At 74.3% G+C, this 14,732-nt stretch carries 13 protein-coding genes; 11 read left to right on the top strand and 2 right to left on the bottom strand.

The features are described 5' to 3' along the window. Positions 1–186: 186 nt before the first annotated feature. Positions 187–1,437 carry a cysteine desulfurase family protein gene (locus ABZ493_RS19310; RefSeq protein ID WP_430583749.1) on the top strand — a complete coding sequence of 417 codons (1,251 nt, stop codon included), beginning with the start codon at positions 187–189 and terminating at the stop codon, positions 1,435–1,437. After that, a complete protein-coding gene (gene mnmA / locus ABZ493_RS19305; protein ID WP_430583748.1) occupies positions 1,434–2,558 on the top strand; it encodes a tRNA 2-thiouridine(34) synthase MnmA in 1,125 nt (374 codons plus the stop codon). Before ABZ493_RS19310 ends, mnmA begins: the two co-directional genes overlap by 4 nt. Before the next feature lie 23 nt (positions 2,559–2,581). Here mnmA and ABZ493_RS19300 read toward each other — a convergent pair whose 3' ends face one another. Then, positions 2,582–3,394: a TrmH family RNA methyltransferase gene (locus ABZ493_RS19300; RefSeq protein WP_430583747.1), complete on the bottom strand. Its 813-nt coding sequence runs from the start codon at positions 3,392–3,394 to the stop codon at positions 2,582–2,584. 30 nt (positions 3,395–3,424) lie between these two features. Then, a complete protein-coding gene (locus ABZ493_RS19295) occupies positions 3,425–3,919 on the bottom strand; it encodes an ester cyclase (protein ID WP_430583746.1) in 495 nt (164 codons plus the stop codon). 155 nt (positions 3,920–4,074) lie between these two features. Here ABZ493_RS19295 and ABZ493_RS19290 point away from each other — a divergent pair, with 155 nt between their 5' ends. The 9 genes from ABZ493_RS19290 to ABZ493_RS19250 all read left to right on the top strand — a co-directional run bounded on the left by ABZ493_RS19290 (position 4,075) and on the right by ABZ493_RS19250 (position 14,722). After that, positions 4,075–5,124, top strand: a complete 1,050-nt coding sequence (locus tag ABZ493_RS19290) for a hypothetical protein (protein WP_430583745.1) — start codon at positions 4,075–4,077, stop codon at positions 5,122–5,124. 161 nt (positions 5,125–5,285) lie between these two features. Next, complete coding sequence (locus ABZ493_RS19285; RefSeq protein ID WP_430583744.1) at positions 5,286–6,032, top strand: beta-phosphoglucomutase family hydrolase; 747 nt, start codon at positions 5,286–5,288, stop codon at positions 6,030–6,032. Beyond that, positions 6,029–8,506 carry a glycosyl hydrolase family 65 protein gene (locus tag ABZ493_RS19280; protein WP_430583743.1) on the top strand — a complete coding sequence of 826 codons (2,478 nt, stop codon included), beginning with the start codon at positions 6,029–6,031 and terminating at the stop codon, positions 8,504–8,506. The genes ABZ493_RS19285 and ABZ493_RS19280 overlap by 4 nt, the downstream gene beginning before the upstream one ends. 147 nt (positions 8,507–8,653) lie before the next feature. Continuing rightward, complete coding sequence (locus ABZ493_RS19275; RefSeq protein WP_430583742.1) at positions 8,654–9,667, top strand: LacI family DNA-binding transcriptional regulator; 1,014 nt, start codon at positions 8,654–8,656, stop codon at positions 9,665–9,667. Positions 9,668–9,716: 49 nt separating this feature from the next. Next, on the top strand, positions 9,717–11,000 hold the full coding sequence (locus ABZ493_RS19270; protein WP_430583741.1) for a sugar ABC transporter substrate-binding protein: 1,284 nt from the start codon (positions 9,717–9,719) through the stop codon (positions 10,998–11,000). Continuing rightward, positions 10,997–11,956 (top strand): sugar ABC transporter permease, encoded by a 960-nt coding sequence (locus ABZ493_RS19265; RefSeq protein WP_430583740.1) that lies wholly within the window; start codon positions 10,997–10,999, stop codon positions 11,954–11,956. The genes ABZ493_RS19270 and ABZ493_RS19265 overlap by 4 nt, the downstream gene beginning before the upstream one ends. A gap of 5 nt (positions 11,957–11,961) precedes the next feature. After that, the gene (locus tag ABZ493_RS19260) at positions 11,962–12,774 is read left to right on the top strand and encodes a carbohydrate ABC transporter permease (RefSeq protein ID WP_430583739.1); all 813 of its coding nucleotides are present in this window, start codon (positions 11,962–11,964) and stop codon (positions 12,772–12,774) included. A gap of 47 nt (positions 12,775–12,821) precedes the next feature. Beyond that, complete coding sequence (locus ABZ493_RS19255) at positions 12,822–13,634, top strand: ThuA domain-containing protein (RefSeq protein WP_430583738.1); 813 nt, start codon at positions 12,822–12,824, stop codon at positions 13,632–13,634. Further along, positions 13,631–14,722 (top strand): Gfo/Idh/MocA family oxidoreductase, encoded by a 1,092-nt coding sequence (locus ABZ493_RS19250; protein WP_430583737.1) that lies wholly within the window; start codon positions 13,631–13,633, stop codon positions 14,720–14,722. Before ABZ493_RS19255 ends, ABZ493_RS19250 begins: the two co-directional genes overlap by 4 nt. Positions 14,723–14,732: the final 10 nt, after the last annotated feature.

The raw sequence follows: 14,732 nt of genomic DNA, 5'->3' as shown, positions 1-14,732 counted from the left end.
GCCGACGACGCGGTGCAGGAGACGCTGCTGCGCGCGTGGCGCTCGTACGACTGGTCCACTACCTCGGCGAGAGCCGTACTACCTCGCGGGTTCTCGTACTACCTCGGCACGAGCCGGACCGCCCCCTCGCGGGGCTTCGGGGCCCGCTCGCGGAGGCCGGGGGAACAGTTCGTAGACTGGGGGACCGTGACCACCCCCGAGGCGCCGGCCGGCGCCTACCTCGACCACGCCGCCACGACCCCCATGTCGCGGGCGGCGCTCGAGGCGTACGTGGCCGAGGCCGGTCGCACCGGCAACGCGAGCTCGCTGCACTCGGCGGGGCGCGCCGCGCGCCGCGCCGTCGAGGAGTCGCGCGAGTCCGTCGCCGCGTCCCTGGGCGCGCGGCCCAGCGAGGTGATCTTCACCGGCGGGGGCACGGAGTCGGACAACCTCGCCGTCAAGGGCATCTTCTGGGGCCGGCGCCGCACCGACCCGCGCCGCACCCGCGTGCTGGTGTCCGCCGTCGAGCACCACGCGGTGCTCGATCCGGCGTTCTGGCTCGCGGGCCACGCGGGCGCGGAGATCGTGCTGCTCCCGGTGGACGGCGACGGCCGGCTCGACCTCGCGGCCCTGCGCGCCGAGCTGACCGAGCACGGCGACGAGGTCGCGCTCGTGTCGGTGATGTGGGCCAACAACGAGGTGGGCACGCTGCAGCCGATACGCGACGTCGTGCGGCTCGCGCACCAGCACGGCGTGCCGGTCCACACGGACGCCGTCCAGGCGGTGGGCCAGGTCGAGGTGGACTTCGCGGCCTCGGGCGTGGACGCGATGACGGTCACGGCGCACAAGCTGGGCGGGCCGATCGGCGTGGGCGCGCTGCTCGCCCGCCGCGACCTGCCGCTCGAGGCCGTGCTGCACGGCGGCGGCCAGGAGCGCGGCGTGCGCTCCGGCACCCTGGACGTGCCCGGGATCCGGTCGTTCGCCGTCGCGCTCGCCGAGACCGTCGCCGCCCGGCGCGAGCACGCCGCGACCCTGAGCACCCTGCGCGACCGGCTCGTCGCGGGCGTGCGCGCCGTCGACCCCGAGGCGGTGCTCCGCGGCCCCGACCCGGCGTCCGCCCCGGCCGGAGGAGACGGCACGCCCGCCCGCCTCCCCGGCAACGCGCACTTCACCTTCCCCGGCGCGGAGGGCGACTCGCTGCTCTACCTGCTGGACTCCGCGGGCGTGCAGGCCTCCACCGGGTCGGCGTGCCAGGCGGGCGTGCCGCAGCCGTCCCACGTGCTGCTCGCGATGGGCGTCCCCGAGCTCGAGGCCCGCGGCGCCCTGCGCTTCTCCCTCGGCGCGACGTCGACCGAGGACGACGTCGCGCGCCTCGTCGCCGCGCTGCCCCAGGTCGTCGAGCGGGCGCGCGCGGCCGGGCTCGTCTCCGCGCCGGCCCGGGCCGGGGGTGCGGCATGAGGGTGCTGGCCGCCATGTCCGGCGGCGTCGACTCCGCGGTCGCCGCGGCGCTCGCCGTCGAGGCCGGGCACGACGTCGTGGGCGTGCACATGGCGCTGAGCCGCAACCGCGACCAGTTCCGCACCGGCTCGCGCGGCTGCTGCTCCATCGAGGACGCCGGCGATGCGCGCCGCGCCGCGGACGTGCTCGGCATCCCCTACTACGTGTGGGACCTGTCGGAGCGGTTCGAGGAGACGGTCGTCGCGGACTTCCTCTCCGAGTACGAGGCGGGCCGCACCCCGAACCCGTGCGTGCGCTGCAACGAGCACATCAAGTTCGAGGCGCTGCTCGACAAGGCCACGGCCCTCGGGTTCGACGCCGTCGCCACCGGGCACTACGCGCAGGTCGTGACGCGCGAGGCGCCCGACGGGACCGTGTCCCGCGAGCTGCACCGGTCGCCGAACGACGAGAAGGACCAGTCGTACGTGCTGGCCGTGATGGGCCCGGACCGGCTGGCGCGCGCGATGTTCCCGCTCGGCGGCTTCGCGTCCAAGGCCGAGGTGCGCGCGGAGGCCGAGCGGCGTGGGCTGTCGGTGAGCGCCAAGCCCGACTCCTACGACATCTGCTTCGTGGCCGACGGCGACACCCGCGGCTTCCTGCGCGACCGGCTCGGCTCGCGCCCGGGGGAGGTCGTGGACACCGACGGGGCCGTCGTCGGCGAGCACGACGGCGCGTACGCGTTCACGGTCGGGCAGCGCAAGGGGCTCGGCCTCGGCCGCCCCGCCGCCGACGGGCGCGCGCGGTACGTGGTGGACGTGCAGACGTCGACCAACACCGTCGTCGTCGGCCCGGCCGAGCTGCTCAGCGTGGACCGGATCGGCGCCGGGAAGGCCGTGTGGCTCGCCGCCCCCCACGAGCACGCCGACGGCGCGTGGCTCGACGACGTCGAGGTGCAGGTCCGCGCCCACGGTGCGCCCGTGCCCGCCCGCGTCCGTGCGACGACGGCGGACGGCGTCCCGGCGATGGACGTGGAGCTCACGGGTCGCCCGCTGCGCGGCGTCGCGGCCGGGCAGTCGTTGGTCGTCTACCGCGGCACGCGCGTGCTCGGCCAGGGCACCGTCGCGCGGGCCTGGCGCGGCTGACGCCGTTCCCGAACGGGTCGGGCTCAGCCCCGCGCGAGCCGCTGCCGGTGCGCCTCGTACAGCACGATCGACGCGGCGTTGGACGCGTTGAGCGAGCTGGCCGACCCGGCCATGGGGATCGCCAGCGTGACGTCGGCGGCCTCGCGCCAGCCCTTCGACAGCCCGGCGGTCTCGTTGCCGACGGCGAGGAGCACCGGGCCGGTGAGGTCGACGTCGGCGGGCGCGGCGTCGCCGTCCTCGTCGGTCGCGACGACGGTGACCGGCGTCCCGGCGTCCCGCTGCTCGCCCAGCCAGTCCACGACCTGGCCGTGCGAGGCGGCGCGCACCACCGGCAGCGCGAACAGGGACCCGGTGGACGCACGCACGGACTTCGGGTCGTACGGGTCGGCGGCGTGGCCGGTGACGACGAGCCCGTCGGCGCCGAACGCGTCGGCCGACCGCACGACCGCTCCGATGTTGCCCGGCTGGGTGGGCCGGTCGAAGACGACGCCCAGGAACGACGGGCCCACCGGGATGCGGGCCAGGTCGTCGTCGGGCATCGCGACCACGGCCAGCAGCTCGCTGGCGCCCTCGTCCTTCTCCGCGAGCTCGGCGAGCAGGTCGGGCGACATCGCGATCGTCTCGGCGCCCGTGGCCTGCAGCATCTCCTGGGCCCACGACGACAGCCGGCGGTCCGTCTCGTGCAGCAGGGTGCGCACCTGCCAGCCGTGCTCGACGGCCATCGTGATCGGCCGCACGCCCTGGACGAGGAACTCCCCGGCGCGACCCCGCTTGGTGCGGTTCGTGAGCAGCGTCTGCAGCTGCTGGAAACGGGCGTTGCGCACGGTGATCCGCATGGCCGCAGTCTCCCACGGCGGCGGTGGCGCTCAGCGACGCAGCTCGTGCTCCCACCACACCTGGTCGCGCATGACCCAGTGCTCGGCCTCGAGCCCGTCGGCCACGCGCACCAGGTGCATCTCGCGCACGGTGAAGCGCCGGTGGGACGGCGCGACGCCGAGGAAGAACCCCGAGTGCAGGGCGCTGAACGCGACGTGCAGCGACACCAGGTCGCCCTCGGTGACCGCGTGCAGCACCTCCACGCGCTGCTCGTCGAACGCGTCGTGGAACCAGTGCATCGTGGCGACGAGCGCGTCGGGGCCGCCGGCGCAGCCCGGCAGCACGTCGTGGTTGCGGAATCCCGGCGCGAGCTGGCGCCGCAGCACCGCCTCCGCGCCCGACGGCATGGCGTTGGCGTGCACGCGGGTGGCGACCGCCCGCGGGGTGGACAGCACGGTCGACGACCCGCCCGAGGGGTGCCCGAGCGGTGACGTGGGGGCCCGGCCCGCGGGTGACGCGGGCGCCTGGTCGAGGATGACGGACATCGGGACTCCTTCGTCGGACCGTTACCGTGCTCCTACCCTTCGAGAGCGGCGACCGGCCGTGCCATGACGGGGTGGGAGAGGTGACATCGGGTGACATCGGGCGACAGCGTGGTGGGCGTCGTGGGCGGCCGGCCGGCCGGAGCGAGGGCGGACGCGTGACGGCGGTCTCCGGCCACGGCCCGTGGCCCGGCGGCGCGCGCGACGAGCTCGTCGCGCAGCAGACGGTGCTCGACGACCTGGCGTCGCTGCCCACCGGCGTCGACGCCGTGCCCTTCCTCGCCCAGCTCACCGGCCGTGGGCCGGGGGCCGACGCCGTCGGGCGGACGGCGGCGCTGCTGGCCGAGATGCCGGTCGAGCTGGGCCCGCACGGGTGGAAGCTCGCCGACCACCCGGGCGTCGACGTGCGCCGCGCGGAGTCGCTGCTGCGGGAGGACCTGTCCGCGCTGGCCGTGGCGGCCGTCGGGTACGACGGCCCGCTCGCCGTCGAGCTCACCGGCCCGTGGACGCTCGCCGCGCGGCTGTGGTCGGCGCGCGGAGACCGGGTGCTCGCGGACGTCGGGGCCCGCCGCGACCTGTCCCTCGCGCTCGCCGAGGCGGTGCGCGCGCACCTGGCGGACGTGCGCGCCCAGGTCCCCGGGGCGGCGCCGGTCGTGCAGCTCACCGAGCCCCTGCTCGGCCAGGTGCACGCGGGCGTGCTGCCCAGCTTCTCCGGCTACTCGCGGCTGCGGGCCGTGCCCGGGCCCGACGTCGTCGAGGGGCTGCGGCCCGTCGTCGACGCCGCGCACGACGCCGGCGCCCGCGTCGTCGTGCACCTCGGCGCCACCTGGGTGGGCGTGCCACCCGTGGCGCTCGCCGGGGCGGACGCCGTCGGGCTGGACCTGGCCGACGTCGGCGGGGCGGGGGAGACCCCGGGCTGGAACGAGCGCGCCTGGGAGCTGCTCGCCCGTGCCACCGAGCGTGGCGTCGGCCTGTGGGCCGGGCTGCCGCCCGCCACGGTCTCGCAGTGCTCGGGGCCGCAGCTCGGGGAGCTCGTGCGCCTGGTCGCCGAGCCGTGGCGCCGCATCGGTCTGCCCGCGGCCGGGCTCGCGGACGTGACCCTGCTCGCCGCGCCGCGCCGGAGCCTCGCCGGCGTCGACACCCATCGCGCCGAGCTGGCGAACCTCGGCCGGGTGGCGGAGGCGCTCGCGGAGCGCGCTGCGTCCTGAGCGCGACGGTGGCGGGACGGTCGTGGGACCGATCCGCGAAGATCCCGCCGAGGCGCGGCGCGTGCTCCTGCACGGCCCGGCTGACTGCGTAGGCTGAACCTCGGCGTCGGCCCGCAGGGGGACGGTGCCCGCGACCCGACCCCGACCTGCGAAGGACGCCCGTGACCAGCCTCCGTGCCGTGCTGTTCGACCTCGACGGCGTGCTCACCCCGACCGCCGAGGTGCACATGCGGGCGTGGGAACGCCTGTTCGCGCCCTGGTGCGAGGCGCGTGGCCTCGCGCCGTACACGTCCGCGGACTACTTCGCGCACATCGACGGCAAGCCGCGGTACGACGGCGTGGCGACGTTCCTCGCCTCGCGCGGCGTCGAGCTGCCGCGCGGCACCGCCGACGACGCGCCGGGGGAGGACACGGTGTGCGCGCTCGGCAACCGCAAGGACGCGATCGTCAACCGGATGTTCGAGGAGGAGGGCATCGCGCCCTACCCGGGCTCGGTGCGCTTCCTCGACGCCGTCACGGCCGCGGGCGCGCAGGTCGCCGTCGTGTCGTCGTCGCGCAACACGCCCGCCGTGCTTGCCGCGGCCGGGCTGACCGAGCGGTTCGGGGTCGTCGTGGACGGCAACGTCGCGGCCCGGGAGCACCTGCCGGGCAAGCCCGCGCCGGACACGTACCTCCGCGCCGCCGAGCTGCTCGGCGTCCCGGCGGGCGAGGCGGTCGTCGTGGAGGACGCGCTGTCCGGCGTGCAGGCCGGCGCGGCCGGGCCGTTCGGCCTGGTGCTCGGCGTCGACCGCGGCGTCGGCGCGCAGGCCCTCGCCGCGCACGGCGCCGACCGCGTCGTCGCCGACCTGGGGGAGCTGGACGCGTCGGTCCTGGACGAGCCCGCCGACCGGCAGGGGGACCGGGCATGATCCGCCGCACCGCCGACGAGCAGCGGTCCGTGGACCGCCTGCGCTTCCCCGCCGAGCCGTGGCGGCTCGTGGAGGCCGAGTTCTCCGCCGAGGACATCGGGGTCACCGAGTCCCTCTTCGCGGTCGGCAACGGCTACCTCGGGATGCGCGGCAACGTCGAGGAGGGGCGCGAGTCCCACTCGCACGGCACGTTCGTCAACGGCTTCCACGAGACGTGGCCGATCCGGCACGCCGAGGAGGCGTACGGCTTCGCCAAGGTGGGGCAGACCATCGTCAACGCCCCGGACACCAAGGTGATCCGGCTGTACGTGGACGACGAGCCGCTGCTGCTGCCGGTGGCCGACCTCGTCGACTACGAGCGCGCGCTCGACCTGCGCGACGGCGTCCTGCGCCGCGAGATCCTGTGGCGCACGCCGTCGGGCAAGCGGGTCAAGGTGGCCTCGGAGCGCATGGTGTCGTTCGTCGAGCGGCACCTGGGCGTCATGACGTTCGAGGTCACGCTGCTGGACGCCGACGGGCCCGTGGCGATCTCGTCGCAGATCCTCAACCGCCAGGACGGGCAGGACGAGTACCACGTCCCCGCCGCGTCGCTGGGGGAGGGCTTCGACCCGCGCAAGGCGGAGGCCTTCGCCGGCCGGGTGCTGCAGCCGCAGACCCGCTGGGGCGACGACGAGCGGCTCGTGCTGTCGTACCGGTGCACCAACTCGGGCATGACTCTCGCGGTCGCAGCCGACCACCGCCTCGAGACCGTGGACGAGTGGGACGTGCGCACGCAGGTCGACGACGACCTGGCCAAGCACGTGTTCCGCGTCGACGCGAAGGCCGGGCACCCCATCCGCCTCACCAAGGTCGTCACGTACCACACGTCCCGCGGCGTCCCGACGCGCGAGCTGGTCGACCGCTGCCGCCGCACCCTGGACCGGGTGCGCGCCGGCGGCATCGAGGAGCAGTTCACGCACCAGCGCACCTGGCTGGACGACTTCTGGGCGCGGTCGGACGTCGAGATCGCGGGCCGCCCGGAGATCCAGCAGGCGGTGCGGTGGAACCTGTTCCAGCTCGCCCAGGCGACCGCGCGGGCGGAGGGGTCCGGCGTCCCCGCCAAGGGCCTGACCGGCAGCGGGTACTCGGGGCACTACTTCTGGGACACGGAGATCTACGTGCTCCCGTTCCTCACGTACACGAGCCCGCGGTACGCCCGCAACGCCCTGCGGTTCCGCTACCAGATGCTCGACGCCGCGCGCCGGCGCGCCAAGGAGCTGTCGCAGAAGGGCGCCCTGTTCCCGTGGCGCACCATCAACGGCGAGGAGGCGTCGGCGTACTACGCGGCGGGCACCGCGCAGTACCACATCGACGCGGACATCAGCTTCGCCCTGGTGCAGTACGTGCGGGCCACGGGCGACACCGACTTCCTGCGGCGCGAGGGCGTGGACGTCCTCGTCGAGACGGCCCGCATGTGGGAGGACCTCGGCTTCTGGCGGGCCAACGGCGACGACAACTTCCACATCCACGGGGTCACGGGCCCCGACGAGTACACGACCGTGGTGAACGACAACCTGTTCACCAACGTCATGGCGCGGTTCAACCTGCGCGCGGCGGCGTTCGTCGTGGAGCGGATCCGCGAGGACTTCCCGGACGACTACGCCCGCCTCGCCGACCGGCTGTCGCTGGGCGTGCACGAGACCACCGAGTGGACCCGGGCCGCCGACCACATGTCGATCCCGTACGCGGAGAGCATCGGCATCCACCCGCAGGACTCCCACTTCCTCGAGCGGGAGATCTGGGACCTGGCCGCGACGCCGGTGACCAAGCGGCCGCTGCTGCTGCACTACCACCCGCTGGTCATCTACCGGTACCAGGTGCTCAAGCAGGCGGACGTCGTGCTCGCGCTGTTCCTGCAGGGGCAGCACTTCTCGGCGGAGCAGAAGCTGGCCGACTTCGAGTACTACGACCCGCTGACCACCGGGGACTCGACGCTGTCGGGCGTCGTGCAGTCGATCGTCGCGGCCGAGGTCGGGTACCACGAGCTCGCGCTCGAGTACTTCGTGTCGTCGCTGCTCGTGGACCTGGCGAACCTGCACGACAACGCCTCCGACGGCGTGCACGTCGCGTCCGCGGGCGGCACCTGGTCGGCGCTCGCGTTCGGTTTCGGCGGCATGCGCGACCACGACGGCGTGCTGTCGTTCGACCCGCGCCTGCCGCAGGGCTGGGAGGCGCTGACCTTCCGCGTGCAGTGGAACGGCTCGCGCCTGCGCGTCACCGTGCGGCCGGACGAGCTCGAGCTGGCCACCGAGACGGGCGACGGCGCGAAGGTGCTGGTGCGCGGCGAGCAGGTCTCGGTCACCGCGGACGAGCCCGTCGTCGTCGCGCTCGACGGCCAGGGCCCGGTGCGGCCCGGCCGCCCCAGCCTGCGCGCGCTGTCCGGCAACCGTCGCGACGACGGCACGCTCATCACCGCGACGGTGCCGCACTCCTGACCCCGCAACCCCGGAGGTGCTCCGACCGTTCGGCGCGCCTCCGGGGTGACGCTTGTCACGCCCGGAGGCGGCAGGTACATTCGTCGGCGATGCGCATCGATGCGCATCGATGACCGACGGCGCGGACGGAGGACGACGGTGGCGAAGATGCCCACGAGCGCCGACGTCGCGCGCGAGGCCGGGGTGTCGCAGTCGACGGTCTCGTACGTCATGAGCGGCAAGCGGCCGATCTCGGAGAAGACCCGGCAGCGCGTCGAGGACGCGATCGCCCGGCTCACCTACGAGCCGCACGCCGGGGCCCGCGCGCTGGCGGGCCACCGGACCAGCACGGTCGCCGTCGTCATGCCGCTGCGCCAGGCGTCGGGAGCCGAGCGCCTCATGACGTTCGTGGAGGAGATCACCCTGGCCGCCCGCGTCCGGGACCACGACGTGCTCCTCGTGACCGCCGACGAGGGCCCGTCCGGGCTGCGGCGGGTGGCGGGGCGCTCGCTCTGCGACGCCGTGGTGGTCATGGAGGTCGGCAGCTCCGACGAGCGGGTCCGGCTGGCCCGGTCGCTCGAGCTCCCCGTCGTGTTCGTCGGGATCCCGGACGACCGCGAGGGCATCCACTGCCTCGACTTCGACTTCGACGGCGCCGGAGAGCTCCTCGTGGCGGAGCTCGCGGGCCTCGGCCACGACACGGTCGACGTGCTGGGCTGGGGAGCCGACGTCGTCGCGCAGGACTTCAACTACGTGCCGCGGTTCGCGGCGGGCGCCCGCCGCGCCGCCGCGGCGCACGGCGTCGAGCTCCGGTGGCACCAGCCGGACGACGAGCGGGACCGCCAGGCGGTGCTCGACCGCGCCGTCGGAGGCGACGTGGGGCACGGCGGGGCAGGCGCGGCGGCGCCCGGGCTGGTGCTCACCGCGGCGATCCCCGAGACGCTGCGGGCGCTGTCCGAGCGTGGCCTGCGCCCCGGGCGGGACGTCGACGTCGTCGCCCTGGCCACCGACGCCGAGGGCGAGGCGTACGGGCTCACCGCCGTACCGACCGAGCCCCGCGACGTGTCGCGGCGCGTGATGGAGCGGGTGTTCGCGCTCGTCGACCGCCACGGGCCGAGCGCGGACGGGCCCGAGCTGGTGCCCGCCAGGATCGTCAGGCGGGGGTCGACCCGCCCAGCCTGACGGTCGTCCGCACCACTACCCGAACCGATGACGAGGAAGGTGGAGACGTATGCAGCATCGATGCGCATCGACGACGGGAGGAGCGCCCGGCCGGGCTCCGGCCCGGCCCGGCCGCCCGGTCTCGCGCCGGGCCGTCACCGCCGCCGGGCTGCTGGCGCCCCTGGCCGCGCTCCTGGCCGGGTGCGGCGCCGACCAGGGGTCGACGTCGCCGCGGACGCTGCGCGTCCTCGACACGTACACCAACGACCCGGACCGCACCGTCATCGGCGGTGCGCTCGACGCGGCCGCCAAGAAGGTCGGCGTGACGCTCGAGCGCGTCTCCGTCGCCGGCGACTCGCTGATCCAGCGGGTGCTCCAGCAGGGGTCGTCCGGGACGCTCCCGGACATCCTCATGCTCGACAACCCGGACCTGCAGCAGATCGCGGCCACCACGGCCCTGCGCCCGTTCGACGAGGTCGGCGTGCCCACCGACGGGTACACCGAGGGCGTCACCTCGGCGGGCACGTACGACGGGCGGGTCTACGGGCTCGCCCCGACCGTGAACACCATCGCGCTCTTCTACGACGTCCGGGCCCTCGACGAGGCGGGCGTCGCGCCGCCCACCACCTGGTCCGAGCTCCGCGAGGCGGCGGGTGCGCTGACCCGGGGCTCGCGCTACGGCCTCGCGTTCTGCGGCAACGCCACGTACGAGGGCACCTGGCAGTACCTGCCCTTCTTCTGGTCGAACGGCGCCGACGAGCGCGACATCGCGACGCCGGAGGCCGCCGCCGGGCTCGACCTCCTCGCCGGGACGGTCGCCGACGGCCACGCGTCCACGTCGGTGCTGAACTGGAGCCAGGCGGACGTCAAGGACCAGTTCGTCGCCGGACGCGCCGCCATGATGGTCAACGGCCCCTGGCAGATCCCCGAGCTGGAGTCGGTCGAGGGCCTCGAGTACGCCGTCGTCACCCTGCCGGTGCGCGACCCGGCCGGCCAGCGGCCCGTCGCGCCGCTCGGCGGCGAGGTCTGGACCGTGCCCGCCACCGGGGACCGTTCCAAGGAACGTCTCGCCGGCCGGGTCCTCGCGGAGTTCCTCTCGGACGAGAGCCTCGTGTCCATGGCGGCGAAGCGCTCCACCGTGCCCGGCCGGCCGGCGCTCATCGAGCCGTTCCTCGAGCGTCGTCCCGAGATGGCCGCGTTCGCGGACCTCGTCCGCGGGGCCCGCGCCCGCACGGCCGAGCTCGGCGCCGAGTGGCCGGCGACCGCCACCGCCCTGTACACCGCCGTCCAGCTCGCGGTCTCCGGCCAGGCCACGGCCCAGGACGCCCTCGCGGAAGCCCAGGAGTACGTATGACGACGACGACCATCCGTGCCGCCTCGCCCGCGCTCGCGACGGCGCCCCCGCCGGTCCGACGGCCCGGGGCGAGGCACCGCAACCGCCGCCTCGTCACGCTGCTGTTCCTGGGCCCCGCGGTCCTCTACCTGCTGCTGTTCTACGGGTATCCCGTCGTCCAGAACGTCGTGATGGGCTTCCAGCACTACACGATCTCGACGTTCTTCACGGGCGAGGCGCCGTGGGCCGGCCTCGACAACTACCGGGAGGTCGTCGGCAGCCCGCTGTTCCGCACGGCCCTGCTCAACACGGCCCTGTTCACGGTCGGGTCCATCGCCGGGCAGTTCGTGCTGGGCCTCGCGGTCGCGGTGTTCTTCCGCCGCCGGTTCCCGCTCTCCGGCTTCCTGCGGTCGCTCATCCTGCTGCCGTGGCTCATCCCGCTCATCGCGGCCAGCGCCGTGTGGAAGTGGATCCTCGACACCGAGTCCGGCGTCCTCAACCGCGTGCTCGTCGGGGCCGGCCTCGTGGACACGGGCGTGCCCTGGCTGAGCAGCACCTCGCTGGCACTGGTCACGGTCATCGCCGTCAACGTCTGGATCGGCATCCCCTTCAACGCCGTCATCCTGCACGGCGGGCTGCAGGGCATCCCCGACGAGCTCTACGAGGCGGGCGCCCTCGACGGCGCCACCCGCTGGCGCGCCTTCCGGCACATCACGTGGCCCATGCTGCGGCCGGTCGTCACCGTGGTGCTGGTGCTCGGCGTCGTCTACACCCTCAAGGTGCTCGACATCATCCTCGGGCTGACGGGCGGCGGGCCCGCGAACGCCACCCAGACGCTGGCCACGCAGTCCTACCAGCTGTCGTTCGCCACCTTCGACTTCGGTCAGGGGGCCGCGGTGAGCAACATCCTCATCGTGATCTCGCTGATCTTCGCTGCCGTCTATCTGCGCCTCAACCGGCGCGCCGTGGATGAGTGAGGCCCATGAGCACCGTCCGACACCCCTGGCTCCACACCGCGGCGGGCATCGCCGTGATCGCCGTGCTGCTGTTCCCGATCTACTGGATGGTCAACGCGTCGCTGCAGCCCAACGGCGCGACCGTCGACACGAGCTGGCTGCCGCTGTCCCCGGACCTCAGCGGCTACCGCACGGCGCTCGCGGACCAGGGCGCCAACCTGGTCACGAGCCTCGTGGTCGCCGTCGGCAGCGTCGCCCTGAGCCTGCTGATCGCCGTCCCGGCGGCCTACGCGCTGGCCCAGTTCCGGCTGCGCTGGGCCGGGCTGGTCCTGTTCGGGATCCTCATCAGCCAGATGATCCCCGGCATCGTCATCGCCAACGCCCTGTACGGCGCGTACGCCGACCTCGGCCTGCTGAACTCGATCCCCGGGCTGATCCTCGCGGACTCGACGGCGGGCATCCCGTTCGCGATCCTCATCTGCCGCGCCTTCATGCAGTCGCTGCCGCCGGCCGTCGTGGAGGCGGCCCTCGTCGACGGCGCCGGGCCGGTGCGCGCGTTCGTCTCGGTCGTGCTGCCGATCAGCCGCAACGCCCTCATCACGGCCGGCCTCTTCACCTTCCTGTTCACCTGGAGCGACTTCCTGTTCGCCCTGACCCTGACCACCACCGAGGACGTCCGGCCCGTCACGCTCGGGATCTACAACTACCTCGGCGCCTACGTGAACGACTGGAGCGCCGTGATGGCGACCGCCGTCCTCGCGTCGGTCCCCGCGATCGTCCTCCTCGTCGTCGCGCAGAAGTACGTCGCCGCCGGAGCCACCGGCGGGGCCGTCAAGTGACGCCCGCACACCCCCCGAGCACCACCCACCAGAAACGGAGCACCCCCATGACCACCACTCCCGCACCGATCCGCGTCACCGTCTGGGGCGAGAACCGCCACGAGCAGCTCGAGCCGGAGGTCGCCGCGCGCTACCCCGACGGCATGCACGGCGCCGTCGCGCAGGGCATCGAGGCGAACCTCGGCGACGGCGTGCGCGTGCGCACCGCCACGCTCGACGACCCGGAGCACGGCCTCACCGAGGAGGTGCTGCGCGACACCGACGTGCTCACCTGGTGGGGGCACGCCGCCCACGGCGAGGTCTCCGACGAGGTGGTCGAGCGGGTGCACCGCCACGTGCTGGAGGGCATGGGGCTGATCGTCCTGCACTCCGGCCACTGGTCGAAGATCTTCATGAAGCTCATGGGCACCACCTGCACCCTGCGCTGGCGCGCCGAGCACGACCGGGAGCTGGTGTGGACGATCGACCCGACCCACCCGATCGCCCAGGGCATCCCGCACCCCATGATCATCGAGGAGGACGAGATGTACGGGGAGTTCTTCGACGTCCCCGCCCCGGACGAGACCGTCTTCCTCAGCACCTTCTCCGGCGGCGAGGTCTTCCGCTCCGGCATCACCTACCGGCGCGGCTTCGGCAAGATCTTCTACTTCCGTCCCGGCGACCAGGAGTACCCCACGTACTTCCACGACGGCGTCCGCAAGGTGATCTCCAACGCCGTCGAGTGGGCCGTGACCCTGCGCCCGGAGCGCACCACCCCCACCCTGCTGCGCTACGAGACCGAGGACTTCTACCGCGGCCAGGGCTATGGCGGCGCGCTGAACGACGAGGCCCGCGCCGCCGCGGCGGAGGCCGGGCTGTGAGCACCCCGCTCGTCCTCGTCGGCGCCGGTGGCATGGGCCGCGCGTGGCTCGGGGCCATCCAGGCCGACCCGGGCGCCGAGCTCGCCGGCGTCGTCGACCTCGACCTCGACGCGGCCCGCGGGGCGCTCGCGGACGCCGGCCTGGACGGCGTCCCGGTCGGGACGGACGCGGTCGCGCTCGCCGGGGAGACCGGGGCGCGCGCGATCGTGAACGTCACCGTCCCGGCCGCGCACCACCCCGTCACGACGGCGGCGCTGTTCGCGGGGCTGCCCGTGCTCGGCGAGAAGCCGGTGGCCGAGTCGGTGCCGCGCGCGCTCTCGCTCGCCGCGGCCGCCGAGGTGACCGGGGAGCTGTTCGTCGTGAGCCAGTCGCGCCGCTACAACCGGCAGCTCTTCGCCTTCCGGGAGCAGGCGCGCACCCTGGGCGACCTGGGCGTGCTCACCACGGAGTTCTTCAAGGCGCCCCGGTTCGGCGGGTTCCGCGACGCGATGGCGCACCCGCTGCTGCTCGACATGGCGATCCACCCGTTCGACACCGCCCGCTTCCTGCTGGGCGCCGAGCCCGTCTCGGTGTACTGCGAGGAGTTCAACCCGTCGTGGAGCTGGTACGACGGCGACGCCGCGGCGACCGCCGTCTTCGAGATGACGGGCGGCGTCCGCTACGCCTACACGGGCAGCTGGTGCAGCCCCGGCCGGGAGACGTCGTGGAACGGGTCCTGGCGGCTCTCGGGGCGCGACGGGACCGCGCTCTGGGACGGCGATCACGAGCCGGTCGTCGACGGGCCGCGCGACAGGCCGCACGACGAGGTGGAGGGTGCCGACCCCGGCGACGGGATCGCCGGGTCGTTGGCGACCTTCCTGGCGGCGCTCGACGGCGGCCCCACGCCCATGGGCGAGGTGCACGAGAACGTGCTCAGCCTCGTCATGGTGGCCGCGGCCGTCGAGTCGGCCGCCACCGGCGCCAAGGTGCTCGTCGACGACGTGCTCGAGCGCGCGTACACGGAGGCCCTGGCCACGGAGACGCGGGAGGACGTGCGCGCGCAGCTCGCGTCGTGGACGTCGGTGCGCGCGGCCCTCGGGACGTCCTGACACCGGGGCC

It is taken from the genome of Isoptericola sp. NPDC019482 (genome assembly GCF_040632295.1).
Taxonomy (GTDB): domain Bacteria; phylum Actinomycetota; class Actinomycetes; order Actinomycetales; family Cellulomonadaceae; genus Isoptericola.
Note: the sequence above shows the minus strand (reverse complement) of the source record. Positions and strands in the feature narration are given on the sequence as shown.